This window comes from Verrucomicrobiota bacterium (assembly GCA_034440155.1).
Lineage (GTDB): Bacteria > Verrucomicrobiota > Verrucomicrobiia > JAWXBN01 > JAWXBN01 > JAWXBN01.
Genome location: JAWXBN010000031.1, coordinates 15,081 through 41,517 on the forward strand (window position 1 = coordinate 15,081; position 26,437 = coordinate 41,517).

The 26,437-nt window shown below is 48.1% G+C and carries 28 protein-coding genes and 1 tRNA gene; 13 read left to right on the top strand and 16 right to left on the bottom strand.

Annotated elements, in window-relative coordinates:
- The first annotated feature begins 134 nt into the window (after nucleotides 1-134).
- The 8 genes from SGI98_03125 to fmt all read left to right on the top strand — a co-directional run bounded on the left by SGI98_03125 (nucleotide 135) and on the right by fmt (nucleotide 7,160).
- Entirely contained in the window at nucleotides 135-1,268 is a 1,134-nt protein-coding gene (locus SGI98_03125) for a response regulator (protein MDZ4742395.1), read from the top strand.
- Nucleotides 1,265-1,564: a hypothetical protein gene (locus SGI98_03130; GenBank protein MDZ4742396.1), complete on the top strand. Its 300-nt coding sequence runs from the start codon at nucleotides 1,265-1,267 to the stop codon at nucleotides 1,562-1,564. The genes SGI98_03125 and SGI98_03130 overlap by 4 nt, the downstream gene beginning before the upstream one ends.
- Before the next feature lie 120 nt (nucleotides 1,565-1,684).
- Nucleotides 1,685-1,768, top strand: a tRNA-Leu gene (locus SGI98_03135).
- A gap of 17 nt (nucleotides 1,769-1,785) precedes the next feature.
- Entirely contained in the window at nucleotides 1,786-2,628 is an 843-nt protein-coding gene (gene folP / locus SGI98_03140) for a dihydropteroate synthase (protein MDZ4742397.1), read from the top strand.
- 40 nt (nucleotides 2,629-2,668) lie between these two features.
- Complete coding sequence (gene glmM / locus SGI98_03145; GenBank protein MDZ4742398.1) at nucleotides 2,669-4,039, top strand: phosphoglucosamine mutase; 1,371 nt, start codon at nucleotides 2,669-2,671, stop codon at nucleotides 4,037-4,039.
- A 63-nt stretch (nucleotides 4,040-4,102) separates the two neighbouring features.
- Nucleotides 4,103-5,335 (top strand): class I SAM-dependent rRNA methyltransferase, encoded by a 1,233-nt coding sequence (locus SGI98_03150; GenBank protein ID MDZ4742399.1) that lies wholly within the window; start codon nucleotides 4,103-4,105, stop codon nucleotides 5,333-5,335.
- A 240-nt stretch (nucleotides 5,336-5,575) separates the two neighbouring features.
- Complete coding sequence (locus SGI98_03155; GenBank protein ID MDZ4742400.1) at nucleotides 5,576-6,196, top strand: nucleoside monophosphate kinase; 621 nt, start codon at nucleotides 5,576-5,578, stop codon at nucleotides 6,194-6,196.
- A gap of 19 nt (nucleotides 6,197-6,215) precedes the next feature.
- On the top strand, nucleotides 6,216-7,160 hold the full coding sequence (gene fmt / locus SGI98_03160; GenBank protein ID MDZ4742401.1) for a methionyl-tRNA formyltransferase: 945 nt from the start codon (nucleotides 6,216-6,218) through the stop codon (nucleotides 7,158-7,160).
- 72 nt (nucleotides 7,161-7,232) lie between these two features.
- On the opposite strand, the gene nth is transcribed toward fmt, so the two are convergent.
- The 6 genes from nth to SGI98_03190 all read right to left on the bottom strand — a co-directional run bounded on the left by nth (nucleotide 7,233) and on the right by SGI98_03190 (nucleotide 14,571).
- Nucleotides 7,233-7,895 carry an endonuclease III gene (nth, locus tag SGI98_03165; GenBank protein ID MDZ4742402.1) on the bottom strand — a complete coding sequence of 221 codons (663 nt, stop codon included), beginning with the start codon at nucleotides 7,893-7,895 and terminating at the stop codon, nucleotides 7,233-7,235.
- 82 nt (nucleotides 7,896-7,977) lie between these two features.
- Entirely contained in the window at nucleotides 7,978-10,965 is a 2,988-nt protein-coding gene (locus SGI98_03170; protein ID MDZ4742403.1) for a tetratricopeptide repeat protein, read from the bottom strand.
- A 13-nt stretch (nucleotides 10,966-10,978) separates the two neighbouring features.
- Complete coding sequence (locus tag SGI98_03175) at nucleotides 10,979-13,111, bottom strand: polyribonucleotide nucleotidyltransferase (protein ID MDZ4742404.1); 2,133 nt, start codon at nucleotides 13,109-13,111, stop codon at nucleotides 10,979-10,981.
- Nucleotides 13,112-13,380: 269 nt separating this feature from the next.
- A complete protein-coding gene (gene rpsO, locus SGI98_03180) occupies nucleotides 13,381-13,638 on the bottom strand; it encodes a 30S ribosomal protein S15 (protein ID MDZ4742405.1) in 258 nt (85 codons plus the stop codon).
- 67 nt (nucleotides 13,639-13,705) lie between these two features.
- Nucleotides 13,706-14,227 carry a cyclic nucleotide-binding domain-containing protein gene (locus tag SGI98_03185; GenBank protein ID MDZ4742406.1) on the bottom strand — a complete coding sequence of 174 codons (522 nt, stop codon included), beginning with the start codon at nucleotides 14,225-14,227 and terminating at the stop codon, nucleotides 13,706-13,708.
- A gap of 185 nt (nucleotides 14,228-14,412) precedes the next feature.
- A complete protein-coding gene (locus SGI98_03190) occupies nucleotides 14,413-14,571 on the bottom strand; it encodes a hypothetical protein (GenBank protein MDZ4742407.1) in 159 nt (52 codons plus the stop codon).
- 80 nt (nucleotides 14,572-14,651) lie between these two features.
- On the opposite strand from SGI98_03190, the gene SGI98_03195 reads away from it, so the two are divergent.
- Entirely contained in the window at nucleotides 14,652-14,879 is a 228-nt protein-coding gene (locus tag SGI98_03195; GenBank protein ID MDZ4742408.1) for a hypothetical protein, read from the top strand.
- Between the two features lie 67 nt (nucleotides 14,880-14,946).
- Here the strand turns inward: SGI98_03195 and SGI98_03200 are convergent, their stop codons facing one another.
- The 4 genes from SGI98_03200 to SGI98_03215 form a co-directional block, all read right to left on the bottom strand.
- A complete protein-coding gene (locus tag SGI98_03200; GenBank protein ID MDZ4742409.1) occupies nucleotides 14,947-16,089 on the bottom strand; it encodes a DEAD/DEAH box helicase in 1,143 nt (380 codons plus the stop codon).
- 164 nt (nucleotides 16,090-16,253) lie between these two features.
- On the bottom strand, nucleotides 16,254-16,808 hold the full coding sequence (locus SGI98_03205; protein ID MDZ4742410.1) for a UbiX family flavin prenyltransferase: 555 nt from the start codon (nucleotides 16,806-16,808) through the stop codon (nucleotides 16,254-16,256).
- The gene (locus SGI98_03210; protein ID MDZ4742411.1) at nucleotides 16,805-18,289 is read right to left on the bottom strand and encodes a menaquinone biosynthesis decarboxylase; all 1,485 of its coding nucleotides are present in this window, start codon (nucleotides 18,287-18,289) and stop codon (nucleotides 16,805-16,807) included. The genes SGI98_03205 and SGI98_03210 overlap by 4 nt, the downstream gene beginning before the upstream one ends.
- 322 nt (nucleotides 18,290-18,611) lie before the next feature.
- The gene (locus tag SGI98_03215) at nucleotides 18,612-18,752 is read right to left on the bottom strand and encodes a hypothetical protein (protein ID MDZ4742412.1); all 141 of its coding nucleotides are present in this window, start codon (nucleotides 18,750-18,752) and stop codon (nucleotides 18,612-18,614) included.
- A 307-nt stretch (nucleotides 18,753-19,059) separates the two neighbouring features.
- Between SGI98_03215 and SGI98_03220 the strand changes: the two genes are divergently transcribed.
- Nucleotides 19,060-19,860 carry an NRDE family protein gene (locus SGI98_03220; protein ID MDZ4742413.1) on the top strand — a complete coding sequence of 267 codons (801 nt, stop codon included), beginning with the start codon at nucleotides 19,060-19,062 and terminating at the stop codon, nucleotides 19,858-19,860.
- Here the strand turns inward: SGI98_03220 and SGI98_03225 are convergent.
- Nucleotides 19,769-20,476 carry a phosphopantothenoylcysteine decarboxylase gene (locus SGI98_03225; protein ID MDZ4742414.1) on the bottom strand — a complete coding sequence of 236 codons (708 nt, stop codon included), beginning with the start codon at nucleotides 20,474-20,476 and terminating at the stop codon, nucleotides 19,769-19,771. The two genes, SGI98_03220 and SGI98_03225, sit on opposite strands and share 92 nt — an antisense overlap.
- Nucleotides 20,477-20,535: 59 nt before the next feature.
- Between SGI98_03225 and nadD the strand changes: the two genes are divergently transcribed.
- Nucleotides 20,536-21,147: a nicotinate-nucleotide adenylyltransferase gene (gene nadD / locus SGI98_03230; protein MDZ4742415.1), complete on the top strand. Its 612-nt coding sequence runs from the start codon at nucleotides 20,536-20,538 to the stop codon at nucleotides 21,145-21,147.
- The gene (gene rsfS, locus SGI98_03235; GenBank protein ID MDZ4742416.1) at nucleotides 21,125-21,637 is read left to right on the top strand and encodes a ribosome silencing factor; all 513 of its coding nucleotides are present in this window, start codon (nucleotides 21,125-21,127) and stop codon (nucleotides 21,635-21,637) included. Before nadD ends, rsfS begins: the two co-directional genes overlap by 23 nt.
- A gap of 80 nt (nucleotides 21,638-21,717) precedes the next feature.
- Here rsfS and argS read toward each other — a convergent pair whose 3' ends face one another.
- From argS to SGI98_03260, 5 genes are all read right to left on the bottom strand, one after another.
- On the bottom strand, nucleotides 21,718-23,445 hold the full coding sequence (gene argS / locus SGI98_03240; GenBank protein ID MDZ4742417.1) for an arginine--tRNA ligase: 1,728 nt from the start codon (nucleotides 23,443-23,445) through the stop codon (nucleotides 21,718-21,720).
- Between the two features lie 66 nt (nucleotides 23,446-23,511).
- On the bottom strand, nucleotides 23,512-23,973 hold the full coding sequence (locus SGI98_03245; GenBank protein ID MDZ4742418.1) for a PTS sugar transporter subunit IIA: 462 nt from the start codon (nucleotides 23,971-23,973) through the stop codon (nucleotides 23,512-23,514).
- 75 nt (nucleotides 23,974-24,048) lie between these two features.
- Entirely contained in the window at nucleotides 24,049-24,750 is a 702-nt protein-coding gene (locus SGI98_03250) for a hypothetical protein (GenBank protein ID MDZ4742419.1), read from the bottom strand.
- Nucleotides 24,751-24,771: 21 nt separating this feature from the next.
- Nucleotides 24,772-25,113: a putative quinol monooxygenase gene (locus SGI98_03255; protein MDZ4742420.1), complete on the bottom strand. Its 342-nt coding sequence runs from the start codon at nucleotides 25,111-25,113 to the stop codon at nucleotides 24,772-24,774.
- Nucleotides 25,114-25,174: 61 nt separating this feature from the next.
- Entirely contained in the window at nucleotides 25,175-25,852 is a 678-nt protein-coding gene (locus SGI98_03260) for a glycosyltransferase family 2 protein (GenBank protein MDZ4742421.1), read from the bottom strand.
- Nucleotides 25,853-25,894: 42 nt separating this feature from the next.
- Between SGI98_03260 and SGI98_03265 the strand changes: the two genes are divergently transcribed.
- Nucleotides 25,895-26,407 carry a hypothetical protein gene (locus tag SGI98_03265; protein MDZ4742422.1) on the top strand — a complete coding sequence of 171 codons (513 nt, stop codon included), beginning with the start codon at nucleotides 25,895-25,897 and terminating at the stop codon, nucleotides 26,405-26,407.
- Nucleotides 26,408-26,437: the final 30 nt, after the last annotated feature.

Consider the following 26,437-nt stretch of genomic DNA (forward strand, 5'->3'; position numbering starts at 1 on the left):
ATTCATCCAATAAAATCAAGGCTTTCGTGCATTTTTCTTCATTTTCTTTTTACAGTCCAGAACGGAATAATTCATTTTAAAAATGATAGAAATTTTACCTCGCCACAAAAAATAAATCCTCTTATCATCAAAAAGTGACCTCTGCAATTCACTCCACGCACAAAGGATCGTTACTGGTTATTGACGATGATCCGGGTATTATCGAGTCACTTGCTCTCCATTGGAAACACAAGGAAATCCCTTATAATATTATCTTTTCTGAAACAGTCGAAGATGCCCTCCGTGTTCTGGCCACACAACAAGTCGATGTCGTTCTCACTGACCAACAGCTCCCCGATGCCACTGGATTATTCCTCATGACAGAGATCAACCGCAGGCATCCTCTGATTAAAGTCATCTTGATGACGGCGAGGCCTTCAGAAGAAACACGTTTAAAAGCATTAGCCCTCGGCGCTGTGGAATTCATTGCAAAACCCTTTGACCTTAATACACTGGACTCCCTCCTGCTGAATATCCGTTCTATTAAACACGTGGGATTTTCAGGGATCATCTACCAGCTTTCCTTGGCGGATATGGTTCAGTTAAAATGCTCAACGTTAGCACGGGTGAAAATCATCCTCAAAAATGGGCCCCATGAAGGAATCCTTTATTTTGACAAGGGCAGCTTCATTCACTCAAAACTCGGAGGACTAGAGGGGGAAGAAGCATTTTACCAGATGTTCAGCTGGCAGCGAGGGCAGTTTGAAGAACATCCCTACCTCGATAATCCTGTAAAGAATATCAAACGTAACTGGGAAGGCCTCCTCTTGGAAGCAGCCCAGAAAAAAGATGAAATCCTCATCTCCAGCGATCAGGATTTTGATTCGCTGCCCCCCCAAGACACCACTCCCGAGCCTCTCCAAGGTGATGACGCGTGGAATGAAACAAAAAATCCACCGGACGAGAACGCGGTGATAAACCTTTCCACGTTTCCGGACGTTAAAGGATCATTAATATCCTCCCGCTCAGGCACACTCTTAACGGCCAGCCTCGATGAGAATCCGAATCAGGCGGGGGCGCTGGCCTCTTTTCTGGTCCAACAAGGCGAGTGCTTGGCCCGTATCCTCCGCGAGGAGACCACACAAGAAGTATTTATCGAGACGGTCCTAGAAAAGAGGTTTATTTTCCCCCGAGGTCAAAATCTGGTAGCCATTCACTTAGCCCCTGAAACCGCTTCATGGCCTATGCGTGAAACATTCAAACAATCAATCAAAAGCTCTGACTCATGAGTGATTTTCAAGACACACTGGCAAAAATCGATGGGGTCCAAGTCGCTTGGACTTATGACACCCGTGGAAATATTAGATCAAAAACGATCAGTGATTATACCGATGATATCCTGCGTGAAATCAGTACTCTCTTGGCTTCTTTAGCCTTCATGCACAAAAAAAACAGTAGCACCATATCTAAACTCCACTATCGCTTCAAAAACCACCAGCTCTGGACTTTTTTCGACGGCGAGAATTATACCGCACTCATCGCAGATGAAGATGCCATGATCGCCGAGTCGATGGACGGCCTGTAAACAAGGGGCAGGAGAGCCTCATCCTCCATCAACGATTTATCAATTTATCTCTTTTTTCTAAAAAAGTCTTTTTTTCATGCTTGCAGATATTTTAGAATTCCCTTACTACTTTATTTTTACGCGCTCGTGGTGAAATGGCAGACACGCAAGCTTGAGGTGCTTGTGCCGCAAGGCGTGGAGGTTCAAGTCCTCTCGAGCGCACCATTTTTCCTCTTCCATCCATGACATTCCATTTTAAAAACGGCACTTGGCCCCTACTTTCAGAACCCCGCATATTCGGAATACTCAATGTCACTCCCGATTCATTTTTCGATGGTGGACAATGCTCAAACTTGTCAGACATTCTTGAAAATGCTGAGAAAATGATCATGGACGGGGCTGATGCCATTGATATCGGCGGGGCTTCCTCACGCCCCGGCGCGCCTACAGTAAGTCTCGAAGAAGAGTTAATCCGGGTGATCCCCGCAGTCAAAGCCATCAGGAAAGAGTTTAATATCGTCATTTCTGTCGATACTTTCAAACCTGAAGTCGCCGATAGCGCATTGGATTGTGGTGCCCAGATTATTAATGATATTACTGCGGGCCGTGACGGGAGAATGGCGGAGGTGGTCAAGAAACACGGGGCTGGATGGATACTCATGCACATGCAAGGCACTCCACAGGATATGCAAGAGTCTCCATTCTACCACAATGTCGCCCGTGAAGTCTTAGATTTCCTGATCGATAAGGTCGACTGTGCCCGTAAGACTGGTATCCACCCCCAATGCCTGGCTATTGATCCAGGTATCGGTTTTGGAAAAAATTTCGAGCACAATATGGCCCTGCTTTCCTCTACCGCGCAATTTGCTGAAACCGGGCTTCCTGTCATGATTGGCACCTCCCGGAAAAGTTTCTTAGGCAAAATTATCGATAATGCTTCCCCTGAATACCGTTTACCGGGTTCTCTCGCCTCCATTTTATGGGCTTACCAAAGTGGAGCCCAGTTCCTCCGGGTCCATGATGTCCAAGAAACCGTTGACGCCCTGAAGACATGGATGAAAATCGCCGATTTTCCTGAAGATTAATGCTTTCAGAACCGGAGTGAATCCGTCATATTAGCTCCCTATGGCAAACTCCCGTAAACTCTTTGGAACCGATGGTATCCGCGGTGTCGCGAATATAGAACCCCTTTCGGCTGAAACAGCCCTAAAAATCGGGCGGGCTGCCGCCCATTTTTTCAAGAATGACAACCGCCGCCACCAGATTGTCATCGGTAAAGATACGCGCCTATCGGGTTATATGCTCGAAAACGCCCTCGTCGCCGGGATCACCTCTGTGGGTGTAGATGCCCTGCTTATCGGTCCCCTGCCCACTCCGGGGGTCGCCTATATCACGCGTTCCCTGAGGGCTGATGCCGGGATCGTCCTGACAGCCTCCCATAATCCTTATGAAGACAATGGGGTCAAGTTCTTCCGCAACGACGGTTATAAACTCGATGACACCCTCGAACAACAAATCGAAGACATCGTTTTTTCAGGTGAGATAGATAAAATCCGGCCCACAGCCGAGGAGATCGGGAAAGCCTTCCGTATTGACGATGCCTTGGGCCGTTATATCGAGTTTGCCAAAGGCTCCATTTCCCGCAAAATGACTCTGGAAGGCCTCAGGATCGTCGTCGATGTCGCCAATGGTGCAGCTTACAAATCTACCCCTTGTGTCCTCAAAGAGCTCGGTGCCGAGGTCTTTGTGTACCATAACAAACCCGACGGCAGTAATATTAACCATGATTGCGGGAGTATGCATCCCGAGGCGATCCAGAAATATGTCAAGATTCACGGTGCTGACGTGGGCCTCGCTCACGACGGGGATGCCGACCGCTTGCTACTCGTCGATGAAACGGGCTCATTAGTCGACGGGGATGAACTCATGGCTATCGCTGCCTTGGATATGATCAAAAATGGAACCCTCAGGAACAACACCCTCGTGACCACTGAAATGAGCAATGCCGGCCTCGATGAAGCCATTATTAATGCCGGGGGTAAAATCATCCGCACCCAAGTCGGAGACCGTTACGTCATCGAGGAAATGATGTCCCATGATTTTAATCTCGGGGGCGAACAGTCCGGGCATATTATTTTCCGCGACTACTCGACTACCGGTGACGGCCTAGTCTCAGCCCTGCAGATTTTCCAGATTATGAAAGAAACCGGTAAACCACTCTCCGTACTCCGCAAATGCATGCGCCGGTATCCCCAAGAAATCAAGAGTATTAAAGTCAAATCAAAACCCGCCATCGAAACCTTGTCCGAGGTCTGTGCCGAGATTGAATCCGTCAAAAAAGATCTCGCAGGCAAAGGCCGGGTATTCCTCCGTTATTCGGGTACGGAACCCAAGATCCGGCTCCTGATCGAAGGCGACCAAGAGTCCAAGCTGAAGGAATACTCCCATCGTATCCTCACGAAAATCGAGGCGATCATCGGGACTAAAACCGATTAAGATTGCATTCCACCTGTCTTTATTCTGAATTCGGTCACAGGATTTTTTTATCATCCTACTATTATGGGCTTCCCTTCTATCATTATTAATCCGAAACGCGGTTCCCGCTTCTGGCACCGTCATCCATGGCTTTATCAAAATGAAATCCTCCGCCGGCCCGAAGACCTTGCCGAGGGTACAATTGTTGTTTTAAAAGATAAACGCGGAAAAATCTATGGCACGGGTATGTATAACTCCCGCTCACAAATCGCCGTCCGCCGTTACTCGATGGGTGTCAAAGCCCTCAATGAAGAGTTGATTGAATCGAGGATCCTAAAAGCCCAGGAATACCGCCAAAGTCTTTATAATGGCAAAATGCCTCAGGCCTACCGGATGGTTTTCAGCGAGAGTGATTACCTCCCCGGGTTGATCATTGACCGTTACGCAAATTGCTTGGTCATCCAGACGATGACTGCTGCTTTTGATCAAAGAAAGGAAATCGTCGTAGAAATCCTTAAGAAATTATTTTCTCCGGAATGTATTATCGAGCGTAATGATTCCTCCGGACGCGTCGGGGAAGGACTCGAACAAAAAACATCCATCCTCCACGGCAAATTGCCCGATGCATTGGTCATTGAGAGCCATGGCGTTAAATTCCTCCTAAACCTCCTTGAAGGCCAAAAAACAGGCTTATTCCTGGATCAACAACCCATTTATGCGCAACTTGCCCCCCGGTTTAAAGGCCGCACGGTACTGGATTGTTTCTGTTACCACGGAGCCTTTGGCCTTTTTGCAGCGAAACACGGTGCGAAATCAGTGGAATCTGTGGATGCATCTGCACAAGCTATCGAACACGCGCGGCAAAACGCCGGGCTCAATGGCGTTCAAATAAACTTCACCACTGAAAACGCCTTTGACTTCCTGAAAAATAAATCCAAACAAGGAGGCAAATACGACCTCATAGTCCTCGATCCTCCTTCTTTCACAAAAAATAAATTTAACATCGGCGATGCCCAACGTGGATATAAAGAAATCCACCTCCGTGCCCTCAAAATGTTGCCGGTTGGCGGTTTATTAGCCACCTATACATGCTCACATCATATCCAGCCAAAAATCTTTATGGAATTCCTCGTAGACGCGGCAGCAGATGTGGGATGTTCCCTGCGACTGATCGAGACTTATGCGCAAAGCCAAGATCACCCGGTACTCCCTGAGGTTCCTGAAACAGAATACCTCCGCGGTTATCTCTTTGAAATCAGCGCAAAAGATACTCCCAAACCACATGAAATGGTAAAGACCCCGGATTCTGAAAGTTAAAGAAACTCGTTTCTTTTCCCGACATGAGCACTCACGGGGAAGACTTGCCATTACCAGGCTTTTTTTTAGAAAAGTTTATTTGGACTATTTTCTCGAAAATAATATGTGTATTTACCCGATATTCTAGGGTTTTCGCACGGCTAAATTCAAAAAAAACAATGTTTCACTCACGGTTTTTTCCAGAGAATCATCGAAACAGTTGTTATTTTAAAATATATTTGTATGTTTATTAAATCCTCTATGAAATATAAAACGTTCCTTCTTTTTGGTTCACCCGGTAGTGGAAAAGGCACCCAAGGCCTGATTTTAGGTCGCGTCCCCGGTTATTTCCACTGTTCATGCGGTGATGTCTTCCGTTCCGTCGATCTCACCAGTGATATTGGTAAAGAATTTATGGAATATTCCAGCCATGGATCCCTGGTCCCCGATGATGTCACGATCAAGCTCTGGCAGACATCGATCAAAGGAAAAGAACTCACACGAAATTTTAAAACAGAGGCTGATTTCCTTATTTTGGACGGTATCCCCCGCAATGTAGAACAAGCCCGTTATCTTGATAATGAACTCGATGTCCTACTGGTATTCCACCTTGTCTGCCCGGATAAAAAGAAACTCATGGAACGGCTGAAAAAAAGAGCGATCAAAGACAACCGTCATGATGATGCTAATGAAGAAGTCATCAAACACCGGCTGAAAGTATATGAAGATGAATCCAAGCCCGTACTGGATTTTTATGGCCGGGATAAGGTGATTAATATCAATGCCGAACAACGTCCTGACCAAGTGTTGAATGATATACTCCATTACACGACCAAACTCACCCCTGCGTCATCAGGGGAACCCAAGAATTATACTACATAGGAGCTCTTGATCCGGACTCATGGTAAAAATCGTCTATATCGGCACCTCCAGTTTTGCCTGCCCGGCACTTCAGTTAATCGCAGCGACGAGTAACCATGAGGCTGTCGGGGTCATTACCCAGCCTGATCGCCCTGCCGGACGCCGTCTGGAGCTGACCCCCTCTTCGGTCAAGGAGCTCGCTATGAAGCTCCATCTCCCTGTTTTTCAACCGGAGACGATAAAGTCGCCGACTGTGATCGAGCAGGTGAAATACCTTCATCCCGACATTATCGTCGTCGCAGCCTACGGCCAGCTCCTACCTCCTGCACTCATGGAAATTCCGAAATTCGGTTGTCTCAATATCCATGGTTCACTCCTCCCTAAATATCGTGGAGCTGCCCCGGTTCATTGGGCCCTCCTGGATGGAGAATCAAAAACGGGGGTCACTATAATGATGGTCTCCGAGAAACTCGATAGTGGGGGTATTCTCGCCCAACAGGAGCTCACGATCAAACGTAGGGACAACTCTCAAACGATTCATGATCAGTTGGCTCATATGGGAGCCTCTCTGCTGATGAAAACAATCCCGGACTTTATCTCCGGCAAAATCAAACCCGTTCCACAGGGGGCATCCCCGACCGCTTATGCCCGCAAGCTCACCAAGGAGGATCGACTCCTAGACTGGAATAAAAACCCGCTGGAACTCTGGCTCAAAATCCGTGCTTTTGCCCCATCCCCCGGAGCATTCACGCTCATCAACCAAGAAGGCTCCCAGAAAACCCTCAAGATATTTGATGTGATCATGTCCCGTGAAAAACAATTTGCGCCTGGGCAAATTGCTCGGATCAATAAACACGGGATACTTGTCGGGGCAAAAAGTGGGGCCCTCCTCCTTCGTGAAATCCAGCTTGAAGGCCGCAAACGCATGTCCGCCCGAGACCTAGCCAATAGTGGTATCTTTAAGACCGGCGATATTCTCGGGTAGGTAGCCGGAAAAGCGTTTTATAAAGCCTTGCCTCATCTGAGGGGGAAGAAAGTTCTTTAAATCTTTTCACCTTCATCGCGATTTATCTGCGGCCGCTTTGAGTAATTTATCCCTACTCACACATAGACCTTCTAGTTCACAGTTTCCACAATCCGGTTTACGTGCGTCACAACGATTCCTTCCATGCCAAATGAGGAGATGAGAAAGATCACACCAGTCTCCAGGCTTAAAAAGTTTCATCAGGGATAATTCTATTTTTTCAGGGGTCTTTTCCCGAGTCATCCCCATTCTTTGGGAAAGGCGCGAGACATGGGTGTCGACTACCACACCCTCATTGATCCCAAATGCATTCCCCAGCAGCACATTAGCCGTTTTACGGCCTACACCGGGCAATTGGGAGAGTTCCTCAATCTTACGCGGCATTTCACCCCGGTATTTCTCTAAAAGCATTTTGCAGCAGGCAATAATATTTTTGGCCTTATTCCGGTAAAACCCGGTACTTTTAACGAAACTCTCCATCTCGAATTGATCTGCCGCAGCAAATTGCTCCACATTCTGGTAACGTTTAAAAAGTGCGGGCGTAACGAGATTCACTCTTTTATCCGTACATTGGGCCGAGAGGATTGTCGCGATTAATAACTCCAGCGGATTAGAATGATGAAGCTCACAATGTGCTTGTGGATAAACTCGCCTGAGCACCGAGAGAATCTGCTGTGATCGTTCTTTTAAAGTCATAATCTGGTGAATATTTTTTTCAGTTATTCATCATTCCGTTAAATTACGGCCCTGAATCACTCTAGAGATTCAGATGGAGGGCTTAAGGAGCTTGCTTGGCAGCAGCGGAGTCAGGATATTTAGTTTTAAGTTGTTGGTAAAGTTTCTTGGCCTCTTCGCCCTTGCCGAGTTTCTCATTCATTTGGGCTGATTTCAAAGTGGCTTCCGAAGCCACATCGGTGAGCCCCTCGTAAAAGAGGGTTACTTTAATGTAATTCCCGAGTGCCTTATTATAATCTTTCTTACCGAGTTCAGCATCCCCTGCCCCGATCAAGGCCCTTCCTTTGGATTCATTCGAGCTTCCCTTTGAGCCCGCTACACTTTCAAAGATTTTAATCGCTTCATCAAATTTATTACCTTTAAGCTGCGTCATTCCCGAGTAATAAATCGCATCACCCATCAGGGGACTCCACCGATAGTTAGTCTTCATTTCATTAAATTGTTTATCGGCCAATACATATTCTCCCTTATTATAATAGACCAACCCTAACCCAAAAACACCTTTATCCATTGAACGTGGGCTATTAGCAAAATCCGTCATGATCCGTTCATAAACCTTTAATGCCTCATCCGTCTTTCCTGTGGCCACTAATGCCCGTCCATAACGGTCCAGATTATCAGCACTGAGTTTTGCATCAGGAGTCTCGGCAAGAATCTTATCAAAAACTACCAAAGCCTCTTTTTGTTTTCCCTCCTGTTGGAGGATTCCGGCTTGGGTAAAAAGGATTTGGGCTTTAAGATTAGACTTTGCACTGGCCTTATCCGCCAGTTGCCCTAGGTAAGCATCCACAGTCACCCCTTCATCCATTTTTCCGGACGCCAAAGTCTGTTTGGCTTTCATCATATTGGTTAATGCGTCACCTGTTCGCAGACTGTCGGGGAAAAGTTCAAGGAGTCTCTCGGCACTCGCAATCGCATCATTGATTAACTTCTTATATTGTTCCTTTTGATCAGGAGTCATACTAATCGGGCGGCCCATCGATTGTGCCTTATCAAAGAAAGTAAAAAAGATACGTTCCTGTGCATCCGCACCGACGGGTTTATCCTTATATTTTTCTACTATTTCCGTATACTTCGCCCTCGCCTCATCATGCTTCTTCTCATTCTCTAACTGGCGTGCAATGGCTAAATAAGCTTGAGGAGCCATATCGCTTTCGGGATACTTTTTGATCAATTCTTCATAAGCCGCGATCATTTCAGGATACTTTTTAGCTTTTTGGTAACCAATAGCGATTTGATAAGCTGAAATCAAACTCGTTCTTTCATCAGGATACTTTACCATGTTATCGCGATAGGCTTTGACAGCATCGTCGAGTTTGCCCTGCTTTTCATAGGTTTGTCCGATAAAATAAAGAGCCAGCGAACCCGTCTTTGCAGGCGGATTTTTGGACAATAAATCCTGTAATTCCTTAATGGCTTCATCCCCCACCTTTGGATCACTCGGGGACTTCTCCAGCAAAGTACGTGCAATTTGCAATTGGGAATCAAGCCGGTAAGCGCCATTTGGATATTTCACTAGGTAATCCCGATACGTTTTAATGGAATTATCATACTCCTTCATTTCCATCTCTGTAGTCGCGAGCTGGAACATGACACTTTCCGCCATGGGCGAATCCTGGTTTTTGGAAAGGAAATCACGGAAAACATCAGATGCTTCCTTGAGTTTCCCCTGAGTACGGTAAACCATTGCCTGCCCGGCTAACATCTCCGCAAATGAACGGTGTTTTTCCCCGTACATATCTAAGCTCTCTTTAAAAGCCCCTGCTGCTTTATCATAGAGTCCTTGATTCAAATAAGCATAACCAAAAACCAAACCGAACTGGTCACCTTCAGGTGCTTTAGGGAATTGGGAGAAGAAGTCAGTTTTCGCCTTTTCAGCCTGTGGCATCAATCCTTGTTGGGAATAACTGATCACCAATTGGTATTGAGCATTCTGGACTTGGCTGGCCTTAAGGAAGGGTAAAAATTGTTTAATGATAATCCGAGACTCATCAGGTTTTTGTTGGAGATTATAAATCGTGGCTGATTTGAGTGCCGCATCAACGTACTGGTCTGACTTTGACTCCATCTGGCCGAGCTTCATTCTTTCATTGCTGAGGTATTTCTGAATGGCTTTGAATTTCACCGGGTCACCCACGGACCCCCGGAGCTCCACCATGATTTCACCTATTTTTTGTTGTTGGAGCTTGATCACCTCTGATTTGGGCAGGATCTGGCGGAAATTATTTAGGGCTAGGTCATAATCCCCTTTGTTAAAGAGAATCTCCGCCACCTGGAAAAGGGCCTCGTTTTTAAGCGGGATATCCGATCCATTTGTCACGACTTCCTGGAAAAGCTTTGTCGCCTCCGCAAATTTCGCATTAGCCTCATCCGTTTTTTTTGCTTGATCCGCGACAACAGCCTGTGTCGCCTTGACAAGCCCCAAGAGATAAACCGCATCCAAGCGCCCTTTACTGTTTGGGAACTCTTTTAATACCATTTCGAGGTCTTTGACGGCGTCATCATATTTCTCGAGGAAAAAATAGGTCAATGCACGCCCATTGAGGGCATCTTCACGGAAAATGCTTTTCGGGAATTTGGTGAGGAAATCTGTATATTGTTTTGCCGCCTTTTCAAAAAACTCTTTTTTCTCGGCAGGATTTTCTTTTTGGGATGTTATCCCCGCATAACACTGGGCAAGGAGAACACTCCCCTGCTCTTGCAGGACAGGATCCAGATTTGGAGTCTTGAGTAATTCATCTAAGGCGGTCGCGGCCCCCTGATATTGGCCTTGGAGTACATAACAAAATGCTAATAAATAACGTGCATTGGGAATGATGGGGGATGCTTTATACTTCGTCAGCAACTCATCAAGGGCCAAGCTGGCATTCCCCACATTGCCTTCATTAACGGATTTTTGGGCTTCATTATATATGTCCTCGGCTTTCACTGCTTGTGCAGAAAGCCGGGACGGATATGCTAATGCGCCAAAAACCGCGATTAATATTAAAACCCAAACACCTCTTATGATCGTTTGTGGTTTTATCCTCATTATTTTGCTTCGCTTAGGAGTTCGTATTTTGCTCTGACTTTTCAGCCATTGCCTGCTTACGACTAAGCCTTATTTTGCCGCGTTCGTCAACCCCAAGTACCTTCACCCAGACACGATCACCGATTTTAACGACATCTTCGGTCTGGCGAACGCGTACATCGGCGAGTTCACTAATATGGCAAAGCCCCTCTTGTCCGGGCAGGACTTCGACAAAAGCGCCAAATTCCTTGGTTCCTGTCACTGTCCCATGATAAATCTTACCGATTTCGACTTCTTCAGTCATGGATCGGATAATCTGGACGGCACGGTCAGCAGCTTCGCTATTATTCGAGCAGATTTTTACGAGACCATGGTCTCCACGGTCATCAATATTGATATCACAACCTGTCTCTGCCGTGATGGATTTAATTGTTTTTCCGCCTGGCCCGATAATAAGACCGATTTTTCCGGAAGGAATACGGACCGTGTGGATACGGGGCGCGTATTGGGACATTTCAGTCCGGGGAGCAGCAATGGCTGCTTCCATAATGTCGAGAATATGATAACGAGTGGTTTTTGCTTTTTCCAAAGCGACTTTGGCTAGATCAAAGGTTAAACCGCGGATTTTTAAGTCGAGCTGGAATCCGGTGATTCCTTTACGGCTACCGGTGACTTTGAAGTCCATGTCGCCGTAATGGTCTTCGCTGCCGATGATATCGGTCAGGAGGACGGATTTACCACGGTTACCCGCTGCATCAAACTCTGTGCACATCCCAATGGAAATACCCGCAACCGGGGCTTTCATCGGCACACCAGCATCGAGAAGCGCTAAGGTACCACCGCAAACACTAGCCATCGATGTGGAACCATTTGACTCCATGATTTCAGCAGTCAGACGAACTGCATAGGGGAAGTTATCCTTCGGCATCATCGGCTCAATGGAGCGTTCGGCTAAGTTTCCGTGTCCGATCTCACGACGTCCGGGGGAACCGAAACGCCCGGTTTCACCCACGCTGAAAGGAGGGAAATTATAATGGAGAATAAAACGTTTTTCGCTTTCACCACCTGAAATAGCGTCGAATTCCTGGACATCGTCCTCGGAACCGAGGGTTGCAAAAACAACCGCTTGAGTCTCGCCACGTTGGAAAAGGGCTGACCCGTGTGCGCGTGGGTAGAGGCCGACCTCACAAGTAATCGGGCGGAGGTCTTCGGGGGCACGTCCGTCCATGCGTTTACCGGCCAGTAACTGGGCACGGACTGCATCATTTTCAATCTTGTGATACGCTTCGCGGAGTTCAAAATCTGTCGCATCCGCGTGATTGGCTTTAATGGCAGCCTTGGCTTCAGCAGCAAGGGCGGCGGAAGCGGCTTGGCGTTCAAGCTTGCCGGGTATCGAGATGGCGGCATCTACTTTGCCATCGACAGCATTTTTAGCTGTGGCCATGACTTCAGGGCGGACAACAGAAAGCGGGTAAATACGTTTGGTTTTATTCACCAGCTTGGCGAGTTCACGTTGAAGGTCGATAATCTCTTTGACTTGGACTTGCGCAAATTGCAGCGCGGCAAAGAACTCGTCTTCGGTTAATTCCTTTGAGGAACCTTCCAGCATCATGATCTCATTGTCCGTACCTACATAAACGAGGTCCAAATCTGAATCAGCGCGGTCTGAATGGGTGGGATTCGCAACAAATTGCCCATTGACCCGTCCGACGCGAACAGCTCCGATCGGTCCTTCAAAAGGAATATCAGAAACCATCAAGGCAGTGGATGCACCGTTAATGCTTAAAATATCGGGATCATTCTCACCATCCAAAGAGAATGTCATGGAGATGATCTGCACTTCGTTGAAAAAACCTTCTGGGAAAAGCGGGCGGATCGGGCGATCCGTCATGCGGCAAGTCAGGATTTCTTTTTCTGTAGGACGGCCTTCACGCTTGAAGTATCCACCGGGGAATCTACCGGCAGAAGCGGATTTCTCCTTGTATTCTACTGTCAGGGGGAAAAAATCTTGTCCGTCCTTGACTGAATCAGCCGCAGTAACTGCGACAAAAACGACTGTTTCGCCATAAGTAAGTGTTACCGCCCCGTTGGCTTGTTTGGCGAGTTTACCTGTTTCAATGATTAATTCAGTATGGCCGATTTGACGGGCTACTTTTAAATGTGACATATATTCCTTGTTTATTCTTTGTATTGATTAAGAACAGACAGAATAATATTTCCTGCGCTATGCAGGGAATGAAGAAGTGACTTGAAAGCTTAGATTACAGAACGAAGCCCGCTTTTCCCGGTGGGAAAGATTTGCCAGCTTTGTTCTAGAATCTAGTCTTCCAGCCGGCACTCATGACTTCCCGCCAGCAAGAATAATACAATCTATCTATCGTTTTATTTTTGTGTTTTTTAAAACCGAGCAAGAGAAGCAAGTTGCCGCAAGTATAATTACCTGCGCAACTCGAGTTTCTTGATCAAATCTTGATAACGCACTTTGTCAGTACGTTTGAGATAATCTAATAAACCGCGACGGCGGTTTACCATCATCAAAAGTCCACGGCGTGAGCTGTGATCTTTTTTGTGGTCTTTGAAGTGATGTGTTAATTCATTGATCCGCTTTGTCAAAAGCGCAACTTGCACATCAGCCGAACCAGTGTCCGTACCTTGTTTTTGGTATTCTTTAATTACTTCCGCTTTATTCACCATGTCTCAAAATCCTTTTTGATTGAACGGCCTTGTATACATGAATTACTAAATCGACGCAAGTAGTTTTCTAGGATTGTTCTTCATCTTCCGCTCCAGCAGAGAGAATACGCATCTTTTGGAGCCCTTCCGGCTCAAGGGTATTCATCCAATAAAGAAAATCTCCGAGCTTTTCATTCGCCGTAGCCAAGCGGAAACAAGCCGATTTCAGGATTTCCATCAGGATTTTCACTCCGGCTTCTGGGCGTTCATGGATATAATCCAATAAAACATTGTGTTTAATGTAGTTAATACAGGTATCCTGCGCAGCCACCACTGTGGCTGTTGCACAGACTGAATGAAAAAGGGAAGCTTCACCGAAAAAACCTTTTGGACCAATGTGCGCGAGTAGAATTTCTTTGTCTTCCTGGATTTTGACCACATCTACACTCCCGGTCTGGACCAGATAGAGGGCATCATTAGCCATCCCCTCCTCAAGAATAACATCTTTCTCTTTAAAATAGGCCGTCTTGAAAGTCTCCAAAAGAGCCTGACCATCCACCTCGTCAAGCTTACAGAAGAAACCGAATTCTTTTAAAAAACCTGCGCTCATACCTCATATTTAACGGAGCATCCCGTAAAATGTCTATCAGAATTCCTGTAATTTAACTTTCTTTTTTTAGAAGAAAAAGGAGCTATGCCAACCCCAAAATAATCATCAGGGCCTTTGTAGAAGGCTCAGGGACCGCTGCAAATCCAATGAGCCCACTTTGTGTATTATAAAGAATGTCAAAACGATTAAAAAAATGCGACCCCCGAATTCACAGCCCCACCAGAGTCTGAATTACTCCCCGACACCGAGATATTATTCCCGTTACTGACATAATTCCACAAGAGTCCGCTCGGCAAGGAGAGTTTGAGAGTCACCCCGCTTTTGAGATAGTTCCCGACAATCAAGGAATCATCGAGGTATTTATCGGCTTGGTAAATTCAAAGACCTCCACACTCAGCATTGCCAAAATGACCAGTCCCACTGATTGGTCTGCCCCTTTCAGACAAATGAATTCGACGAATATACCGTTGTCCTCAATGGCCTACTCAATGTCGAAACAAATGAAACCACATTCTTTGTTAATGCGGGTCAAGCCATCATTATCCAGAAGGGTGAACGAGTCCGTTATCGTACGCCACATCCTAGCAGAGCTAAATACATCGCCATCTGCCTTCCCGGATTTTCTCCCGGTGCGGTTCACCACGAGGAATGATTAACTTCTTCGCATCAAGCAAATTGCTCACCCTTTTAAAGAGAAGGGGGGGGGGGGAGTCCCTCCACTAAAAGCCGTGCAATTTGATCTCTTGAGTCGCGGTTAAGGGGACTTGTTTTTTCATCTTTTTTTGGATGACCTGGAAGTGGTGCTCATCCCCCGGGCTGATGAGGGAGATGGCTTGACCGGGTGACTCCGCCCGTCCGGTCCGGCCAATGCGGTGAATATAATCTTTGGGTGAACGGGGCAGCTCGTAATTGATTACGTAAGGCAGGAAAGGGATGTCGATACCCCGGGACATGATATCCGTGGAGACAAGCACTCGGAGTTTGCCTGATTTAAAATTCCTCAGGACATCAGTCCGCGCACCCTGGCTCTTTTTACTATGCATGGCCTCAGCCTGGATATCGTTAATCTTGAGTTTCTGCACGACACTATCCGCCTTAAAAACCGATGAGGTAAATACCAATACCTGCTGCATATCCTGTGTCTTGATTAAATACCGCAGGAAAGGCCCCTTTTTTTCCTCAGCGATGGCGTACGCTATTTGCGTGATCAGATCGAGGTTTTGTTCCTCTTCCTGGATTTCGACTTTCACCGGATCGTGCAGGAGGAATTCAGTCACCGTATCGATATCTTTGCCAAGGGTGGCGGAGAAGAGAAGGTTTTGGCGTTTCGCTGGGAGCAGCTTAAATATCCGGGTCATTTCCTCTTGGAAACCCATATTCAACATTTTATCCGCCTCATCCAAAACAAGGATTTTTACGTCCGAAAGATAAACGGCCTTTGACGAGATTAAATCCAGTAACCTCCCGGTAGTGGCGACGAGAATATCGACCCCGCTCATTTTCATCATCTGGGGATTGATCGAGACTCCCCCGTAAACCGACAGGGTTTTAATCCGCCGGTTTAATGACCGTCCAAAAAGTTTAAAGACTTCACCCACCTGTATAGCGAGTTCCCGTGTCGGAACCAGAACCAATACCGGAACATAGCGGTTCCTCCCCGGTGAACGTTTCTCCAGCAAATGAAGGATGGGCAATACATAACCCGCTGTTTTTCCCGAACCCGTTTTTGCGATCCCTAGAATATCTTTCCCTTCCAAAATAGGTGGGATCACCTGTTCTTGCACCGGGTATGGTGCGGCAAATTGATTTTCTGTTAATGCGGCCAGTAATGTATCGGCGAGTCCAAGGGAAGAAAATGTCATAGTTATCCAGCTGACTTTAAAGGCAAGGGGCAAAAAGCCCATCGAGGGGTTTTCCGGCGGTCCGGGGTATTCATGTCGACTGGAGTATTACACCCGCCCGACAAAAGACAAGCTGGATGAAACAAAATTAAACTCTCTCCCCAGCACGTGAGCAACTTGCTCGTCTACTCGGTTTCGTCTTTCCAACGGCGGGAAATATGGTGGGCGACACCCATGTGGTCGAGGATGCGGGCGACGACAGTGTCGGCGAGGTCTTCGATGGATTCGGGATTATGGTAATACGAAGGCATGGCAGGGATCACCATCGCACCGGCTTCCATCGCGCTCACGATGTTTTTTGCGTGGATCAGGTTAAATGGCGTCTCCCTCGGGACGAGGATCAACTTTCGTTTCTCCTTGAGGAAAACATCCGCCGCACGGAGCAAGGTCGTCTCGGAAGTGCCGTAAACGATCCGGCCTACGGTCCCCATGGAACAAGGAACGATCACCATACAGTCAAAAATGGCCGAGCCACTGACAAAGGGGACATTCATCGTCGCGTCACGGTGGTGGTGCACCCCCTCGCGTAGCTTGAGTTCCCCAATCTCCTCGGCCACGACCTGGTGGGCGAATTTAGTCATGACCACATGGACCTCGTGTTCTTGAGGATCGAGGCGGTCGAGGAGTCTCTGTGCGTAGATGGCCCCGCTGGCCCCGGTGATGCCGATGACAAACCTCATAATCCGGGAATTCCTTTTATCATCTGGTCCACCTTGGTTTTAATTGCATCGGGCATTTCCACCTTGTCTGGCCAGACACGTTTATCATACCCTTCCCCGGGCAATTTGCGCGTGGCGTCGATCCCTACCTTCGTCCCGATATTCGGCAGGGTCGAAGCGTGGTCGAGAGAGTCGGTCGGGCCTTTGGTAAAAATCATGTCTCGTTGCGGCTCGATATTCCCGCACATCCACCAGAGCCACTGGCTGTTATTACGCACGTCCACATCATGATCGACGACGACCATGATCTTGGTGAACATCATTTGCCCCATGCCCCACAGCCCATGCATGATTTTAAATGCCTGCCAAGGGTATTGCTTTTTGATCGAGACAATCACGAGATTATGAAAGACCCCCTCCGGTGGCAGGTGGATATCCACGATCTCCGGATGCAGCATTTTCATCATCGGGAAAAAGATGCGCACACTGACATCCCCCATGTAGAAATCCTCCATCGGAGGAATCCCCACGACTGTGGCCGGATAAACCGCATCTTTGCGGTGCGTGATCGCCGTGACGTGAAAAACGGGGTATTCATCCTCGGGCGTGTAGAACCCGGTATGATCACCGAAAGGACCTTCTGTGCGGGATTCAGCCGGATCGACATAACCTTCGATGACAAAATCGGAATTCGCCGGCACCATCAGGTCATTAGTCTCACATTTGACCATCGGCACAGATTTCCGGCGTAGGAATCCTGCCAGAAGCACCTCGTCAAGCCCGTCGGGCATAGGAGCCGTGGCGGCAAAGGTGAGCACCGGGTCTCCGCCGAGACAAACAGATACCGGCATTTTTTTACCTTCCTCATAATAACGCCGCCCGTGGCGTGCCCCGACCTTGTGCACCTGCCAATGCATCCCGGTGGATTTCCCGTCATAAACCTGCATCCGGTACATCCCGATATTGCGTTCACCGGTATCCGGGTCCTGTGTATAGACATTTGGAAAGGTCACAAACCGGCCGCCATCATGGGGCCAACATTTCAGCACGGGTAAATCATCGAGGGTAAATTGATTGGCCGGGTCATCCATGAGGTAGATATGATCCTTGCAGGAACCACTCCGGACTGTGGAAGGTTTTGCATGCAGCATGACGCCTAATCCGAGCTTGAGCAAGGGTATCGCCTCACCGATGGACCTCGGTGGTTTGGCCTTCAAAAGTGCGGAGATTTCGTCAGCCACCTGCGACACGGGACGATCCCCGAAACAAAGCTCCATCCGACGTTCAGACCCCATGGCATTAATCAGGAGCGGAAAAGCGGAAACTGCTCCATTTACCACAGGCTTTTCAAAGAGAAGTGCCTTGCCCCCGCCGGGCTTTTTCATTTCGCGCTCAGCTATCTCGGTGATCTCAAGGTCGGTATCCACCGGCATGGTGATCCGGATGAGTTCACCTTTCTCCTCGAGCTTCTGAATAAATTCTCTCTGTGAATCGTAGGCCATTTGCCCACTAAACTATCACACACCGCTTGAAGTGCAATATTTGACCTCTATTATCCTGATCCCCCGAATTGTCTCATAAGCTTTGACACCCATGAGGGAAACGGCAATGGTTCAAAATCAATGTGAGAAGAAATGAACTAACCTCTTGCTCTCAAGCAATTTGCGCGACATTCCTTTGGAATGGCAAAAAGAAGATTTTCAAGGTATCTTAGACATATTCGATTCCATCCTCACTCAAGAAGGGAGATATTAAATGAGTACTGAACCTGAAAATGATAACTTGAACGTCTCTCACACAAAGTCCACTGGAGACACCCGTGCCTTAGGCGTCCCGCCCATGGTCTGTGCGGTTCATGGGCAGGATGCCCATGCCACTTGCTTTGGTGATCGAGGCTTTTGCGGAGAAATAGGGTTTCCGAGACGCTGCCGGCGGGGGAGACAAAGCGAGTCCAGCGTCATTCACTTCAAAGGCCTACGGTCTCAAACAACGGTGTCCAAAGATTCTGATTATCAATCGGCATCAATGCGTTGGGGTTGATGGTCAGGCTGTATATTGTGCTCTGACCTGAACCGTTTCCGGGCGAGCATAAACCTCTTTTGTCCCGGCATGAGATAGTCCGTGAGCCCATTTCAGGCCTGTGCGAGTTCTCGATAAACCATGATTGCAAATTGCGCGTAAATCCCGTTATAGTGGCAAAAGAGAACCCCCGCCTGCGACTGTTTTTTCGCAGAAAAAAGGGCGCTTGAAGATTTACGAAAAAAAATGATTCATGAGTACATTGACCTATTATCCACGATCCAAGAATGAGTATTCCCTCCGGTTCAACCGCGACACCTCTAAAAAGCGCGGGACCGCCAAGCTCCCCCAAGTTTTCCGCAAAGGGAATGTGCAGGTGGTATATCCTCTGGATAAAGTCGCCAGCGGCCCTTGGGTAGCGGTCCAGTCCAATGGCACTACTTTTGCCGTTTTGAACCGACCCCGTATCGAGAAAAAAATCGGTGAACGCAGCCGGGACAGACTCATCCTCAAGCTCCTCGGGTCCATGAGTGAGGGAGAGATCCGCTCCAAAGTCCAGGCCCTCGACCAGCAATCCTATTCCCCCTTTGGTCTCGTTTGTATTATCCAACATCCTGACGATGGATTTAAAATCCTCAACTGGGAATGGGATGGGCGTATCATGACCTCCCTCGATAAACAAAACAAACCCCAGCTTTGGAGCACCTCAGCGAGGGAAGAGATCTCGGCGAGGCGTTACCGCCAGCACCAATGGGAAAAACTCATCACCCTAAATGGGGAACCAACCGAGGATATCCTCCACGACTTTCATTTCAGCACACAAGTCTGTAATGACCTGACCCCCGCCTGCAAAGGGATAAAAGAGCAAACCGCGAGCATATCCGAGATCTACGTCCGTGAGGACTCCATCTCATTCCATTATCACGATGGCGGGCCGTGGATCGAAATGCCCTCCCATCAAATCACGATTCAGCGCGCTTTTGGAAGTCAGGAAGATGAAAAACCTCTTCGCCAAGGAGTCGAAATAAAGCCGGAGAACCGTCTGCAGGCGTGAGGCCCTCTGTGGTGTTTAAGAATCCATAACCCTTACCCCAGGCCGGGCCATTTACCACACAACCATCCGTGGCAGATGTTTTTATTTGTTCCCGCCCTTTTTTAATGGCCGTGTCCTGATTCCCATCGACTTCGTATTTCCAACCGATAATCCGGCTCTCCGGATAAAGTTTACGCAACCGGGGCAGGATTTTCACCGTGGGCTGCATTTCAATAAAAACTTTCGGGTGATTTGTCGGTATTTTGCCATAGGGAAGTGGACGCCCCTGCTCATCCCTCACTGAGGCCACCTTAAAATCCCCCACGGCTGCACAATGGAAAATCGCCCCCGCTTGTCCTTTCCGTTTCGTAAATAGCGCCAGCAAATCATCCGCCGTGGTGAAACGGACTATCTCCAGGCCTTTTTTTCCCATCTGCTCGTGGCCTGCGTCCCCGGTATTGTCCAAAGCCGCACAATGATAGGTCGCTAATTCCCCGAGCAATAAAGTCACCTCATGACCGAAATCCATCAAGTATAACGCTAACTCCGTCCCTAACCGCCCCGTGGAGAAATTCGTCACGCGCCGCACTTGGTCGATGGGTTCATAACTCGGGCCTGCTGTGACGATGATTTTCATGGATACTCTTGAATGTTTGACAATTGGGACTGAATTCCCCAGAACACTCACTGAAACCAGTGAGAAATTCAAAGACGAAATTCAAAAGAATCGGCCTTTTCGGCGGCACTTTCGACCCCTTCCATACAGGACACCTGCTTCTGGCCATGGATGCTATCGAGCAATGTGCCCTGGATCATCTCTATGTCATCCCCAGTGCGACCCCCCCCCACAAATGGGAAATATTCCTCCCGGCCAAAAAACGTTATGCCCTCGTCAAAGCCGCATTATCAGGGATCGACAAGATGTCAGCATCTGATATCGAGATCAAACGAAAAGGGATTTCTTATACCTACCTGACCCTTAAAGAGTTCAAAAAACAATTCCCCGGGGCGGAACTCTTCTGGCTCATCGGTGCTGATAATGTCAATGAAATCAGCGGATGGCGCCATCCGGAGCAAATTGCCCGGGACTGCACCCTCGTGATCGCCGCAAGGCCCGGCACGAGAATCAACCCTCAAAAGCTCACCGGATTTACCTTTAAACGGCTCGAAGCCAGAGCCATAGACATTTCCTCGACCGAAATCCGCCAAAGACTCGCTAAAAAATTATCAATACACGGGCTTGTGCCCGAGAGCGTAGAAGGTCTAATATCCCCATCGAAATCTTATGCCCCCGAAAAAAACAAATAAATCCGCCCCCGTTAAAAAAGCACTTAAACCTTCCGTAAAAGCCGCGCCGAAAAAGGTGCCGGCCAAAAAATCGGTGACCAAGGTTAAAAAAGCCGTCTTAAAAAAACCTGTTCCCCAAAAACAGGCGGCCAAAAAAAGGACACCTTCCCTTCCCTCACCGGGTCTTGATCTCGCACGCAAATTGCGTTCGCTCATCGAAGACAAAAAAGGAGAAGACCCCGTGATCATTAATGTCGAGGGCCTGACTTCATTCACTGATTATTTCCTGATCTGCTCCGGTATGTCCGATCCACAAATCAGAGCGATCGCTGAGGAACTCGAATTCCAGATGAAACACACGTCCTCCCCTTGTATTGTACGGGATGGCACAGTCGAAAGTAAATGGATCATCCTGAATTTTGGGGATGTTTACGTCCATATCTTCCACCCTGACGCACGCCGCTACTACGCCCTGGAAGAGCTCTGGAAAGACGGTCACATCGAGGAATAATCCGGCGGAAGAACTGGGAAGACGAGAGAGAGATTCTCACGAGACTCGCTTCCCTATAACGACAAAAAACGCGGGCTTTTTTACATTTGCTCGACAGTCTCGATCCCGAGGAGGGCCAATCCCGTCTGGAGGGTTTTTGCGGTCAGCTCGCAAAGGTGCAGGCGGGACTCACGCAAATTGCCCTCGCTTTTGAGGACCGGACAATGTTCGTAGAAACTGTGGTACATCTGGGCGAGTTCAAAAAGATAGGTACACATCACGTGCGGACGATAATCCTCCACGACCACCTGGAGGAGTTCCCCAAAACGCAGCAAGTGTTTGCCTAAGGTAATCTCCTGTGGCTCGACAAGCTCCCATTCGGGCACACCGGATAGCTCCACTTGTCCCTTGCGGAAGATCGACTGGATCCGGGCATAGGCATTCTGCAAATACGGAGCGGTATTCCCGTTAAGGGAGAGTAATTTGTCCCAGTCAAAGACGTAATCAAGTGTGCGGTTCTGCCCGATATCGGCATATTTGAGTGAACCAATCCCTACCACACGCGCAATTTGCTTTTTGGTGTCATCAGTGAATTCACCTTTAGTCTCGATTAATTTTGCCGCGCGAGCCTCGGCTTCGTCCAAAAGATCGACGAGTTTGACCGGTTCACCCGAGCGGGTTTTAATCGGCTTATTATCGGGGCCGAGGATGGTGCCGAAGCAGACATGGGTGAGTTTGACATCAATACCCCATTTTTTTGCGGTGGCAAAAAGCTGTTTAAAATGCAGCTGCTGACGACTGTCCGTCACATAAATGATTTCGTCGGCTTTCCATTCCTCCATACGGTATTTGAGTGTGGCCAGATCGGTGGTGGAGTATAGGGCCGCCCCGTCACTTTTCTGGATCAGGAAAGGTTTATCCCCCAGCTCTTTTTCCCCGTCGAAAAATACCACAATAGCCCCTTCGCTCTCCCGGGCAATTTGCGCGGCGATGAGTTCCTGGACGACAGCCTTAAGTTTCGGATTATAAAAACTCTCCCCCAGGGTATAGTCAAATCTCACTCCGAGCCGGGTATAGATACGGTCGAAAGAGCCCTTCGACATTTCGATGAAACGTTCCCAGAGTTCCAGATTTTCACAATCCCCGTCCTGGAGCTTGCGCAGCTCCTCACGCGCGGCATGGATCGTTTCGCTCTTTTCCTCCTTTTTCTCTTTCTCACATTGGTCATTCACGAGTTTGTAGAGGCGTTCGAGTTCGGCAATCGGGTCACGGTCGAGAGCGGCCTTATCCAAATCGTTTTTGTAACCCAAAAGTAATTTGCCGAATTGGGTTCCCCAATCGCCGATATGATTATCAGTAATGACCTCGTGCCCTGAGAAACGCAAGATACTTGCGAGGGTATCCCCGAGAATGGTGGACCGGATATGGCCGACATGCATTTGTTTGGCGACATTCGGCGAGGAGAAGTCGATAACGATTTTTTTAGGTTTTTCTGTCTTGTCCACACCGAGGTTTTGCTCGGTGACCATCCGGGTCAGGCACGATGCTAGGAAATCTTTCCTCAAGCGTAGGTTAATAAAGCCTGCTCCCGCGATCTCGAGGGGCTCACAAATCGCTGTGAGATCAGTCTCCTTGATGATTTGTTCGGCAAGTTCACGGGGATTACGTTTAAGTTCCTTTGCCAAAACCATGGCGATATTACACTGGTAATCGCCGAACTGTGCGTCGAGGCAGGGTTTGATCAAGGACACAACTGGGACATCACGCGCGGCGATCTGGTTAATGACGGGGGAAAACACTTCTGCAATTTGCAATGGAACCAATTTCATAATCTAACCAAGAGGAATGAAGAAATCCGGCGGATTAATCCAGAAGAATTTCCGGGTGTGCCCTGATTAATCAATCGGCACTTGGAAACACTTGGCAATATCTTCTGATGACCCTGCTTGGTCTATCTGAGTCCGGCGGGCGGGATCATTATAGAATTTCGCCAAAACGGATAGTGTCCTCAAATGTGTCTGGAACTGGAGCTTTGGCACCACTAACAGGGTGACATAATGGACGGGTTTACCATCGAGGGCCTCGAAAGAAATACCTGATAAAGAACGGCCAAAAGCGGCCACCATCGTTTTTGTCCCGTCATAAGAAGCATGCGGAATCGCTATGCCGTGGCCAATCCCCGTGGTCATGAGCATCTCACGATTCACGAGAAGGTCATAGACGGTTTTGCGGTCACCTGCGGACAAATGCCCAGCAGCAACGACACAATCAACAAGCTCACCGATACAGCTCCACCTGTCCGTGGCTTTTAATTCCGGGATAATCACATTTGATGTGAGCATTTCGCTCAATAACATATACGACCTTTTAAGCAAAGTCCGGGAGGAACCGCAAGCGTCATCATTAAAAAATGTATAATTATATGAGATGACTCATCGAATATAACTATAAATGTCCATAAAAAACCGGTAAACCGTTTTTAATACCCATATATATGCAGCGACCGTATTCTCCCAAAGCAAAAGCAAATTGCTCCCCCACTTTAATTCCGGGACGACAAAAAGGAGGAATAACCAGATAATCAGGATATTAATCAGGTAGATCACCACGAGGGAAAACACCCATCCATTACTGGTAATATCCGGCTGCACTGTCGGAATCATTTTTAGGGTGAAAACCACATGGAAGGACCATGTTAATCCAATCAGGAAATACAACCAGACGAGATATGGCCCGAGATCCCAAACGAGATTACTTAGCCCGTAAATGATCACGAGAAAAACCGTGTAGATCGGGAAAAAATACGGCGCCAGCGCGATCCAGAAATTCACCGTGTCCGTCTGTACATACCCTCCATCCTTACCCACCTTGAACCCCGTCACACGCCCGCCCATGGCGAGAACCCAAATCGCATGGGTTAACTCATGGCCCAGCACATAGAGGCGCATCGGCTTCGGTAACGTAAAAAAAATCACCACCCACGCTAAAAAACCCGACATAAAGAAGATGAAATACCGGGATTCCAGAAATAAACCCGGATCCCCCATGGACGAGATCGTCTGGAAAAATGTCTGGCTCAGGGCAAATACAAAGGGCAGGAGTTCGATCCCGATAAATAATTTCAGCCCTTTCATGAATTCCAGAGTCCCGTGGGGTTAGGCAATATGATGAAGGATATCGACTTTCACACCGCCATCGCGGGTCATCGTTTCCATCGCCGTGAGGAATTCTTTAGTGTAGGGGGCATTCGCATGAAAATCAAAAGCCGCCTGATCTTTAAAATTCTCAAAAAAAACAAAAAGGTTTTCGTCATTATGGGATTGATGAAAGTCATACTGGAGACATCCCGGCTCGGCACGTGTCTGGGGGATGAGTTTTGTCATAACCCATTCCTTAATTTTTACTGAATGCTCGGGTTTTGCATGAATCCTAGCCAGAATCGTGATTTTTCCATTTTGCATGCCCCCCTGTATATCAAAGCCCCGGAAAAGCGCCATTTGATTTTTTTAGGGACCTCAAGAATCTTACCCGAAACAGGCGTCCGTCCATTGCAGGGGATTACCGGGCTTTGGAGAGTACACCCCTCATGATAAATCTCAACCACCGCCACGAATCCAAAAGGGGCATGATCCGACTTTGTCGCCCGTGACGATAAGAGCAGGAAACGGGCATCTGGTGGATATCCCAGCCCAAAGCCGCCGCTTTCAGGATCATCTCCGACTCGATTTCGAAATAATTACTTTCGAGGCTCCACTGCTGGGCTAACCCCGCCGGGATCAATCGGAACCCGCACTGGCTGTCGGACAGGCGTTTACGCGATATCCGCGAGAGGATCATACTCATCAGGCGGTTAGTCAGCCTCCGGGCTAAAGGCATCGATGTCGCAGACCCCATGCGATTCCCGATAATCATGGACTGGGGAAAATCGATCGATTCTTTTAAAAATAGGGGGATATCATGCGGATCGTGCTGTGCATCGGCATCCATCAGAATAAGGTTATCAGCACCTCCGGCCAGGGCATGCCTGATTCCTTCCCTCAGGGCATAACCTTTCCCGATCCTCTTTTTGAGACGGATCACCACCGCTCCGGCCTGCTCAGCTATTTGCTCTGTACGATCACTGGAGCCATCATCCACTACATAAATTTTCTGGACAAATTGCGCCGCCACGGAAATAACAGCTCCTATATGATTCTCTTCATTATAGGCAGGAATAATACAATTGTTTATTTGCATTGACGAATAAAATGAATACTTTCTAAATAAACACAATATTTTATGGTAACCCTATCCCCGTATATTTTATTAATCGTCTCCCTTCTCCTCGTGGTTGCTTGTGGTAAACCCGATATTCCGACCGCGGCAGATCATTTAGCAAATCAAAGTGCCAATCCGGAGGCTTCTGATCCGGTCACGGCCGCACTCCGAGCCCAATCCCACGCGGAGGAAATGCTCGCCCTAAATTCCGTCTCGGCTGTTGTGAAAATCTTTTTTACGACTGAAAACCGTTACCCGATCAGCCTAAATGAACTCATCGAAAAAGGCTACATCAGTTCATTCCCTCCCTTACCCGCAAGTAAAAAACTTTCTTATAACCCGAAAGACGGGCGTGTCGAGGTGGTCAGAGCGGATCCACCGACTGATGCACCGTCTCCTCCCACAGAGACACCCTCAAATACGGATTCTGCCCCGCCTTCTGCGTCAGACACGCCGGAAACCGCCCCGACAGCCCCCGTTGTCCAGCCCATCGCGCCGAAACTTCCCGCTCCTACCCCCGCAGAGAGCCAGTAATTTTCCCCTCCCCGATTCTCGGAATTATCT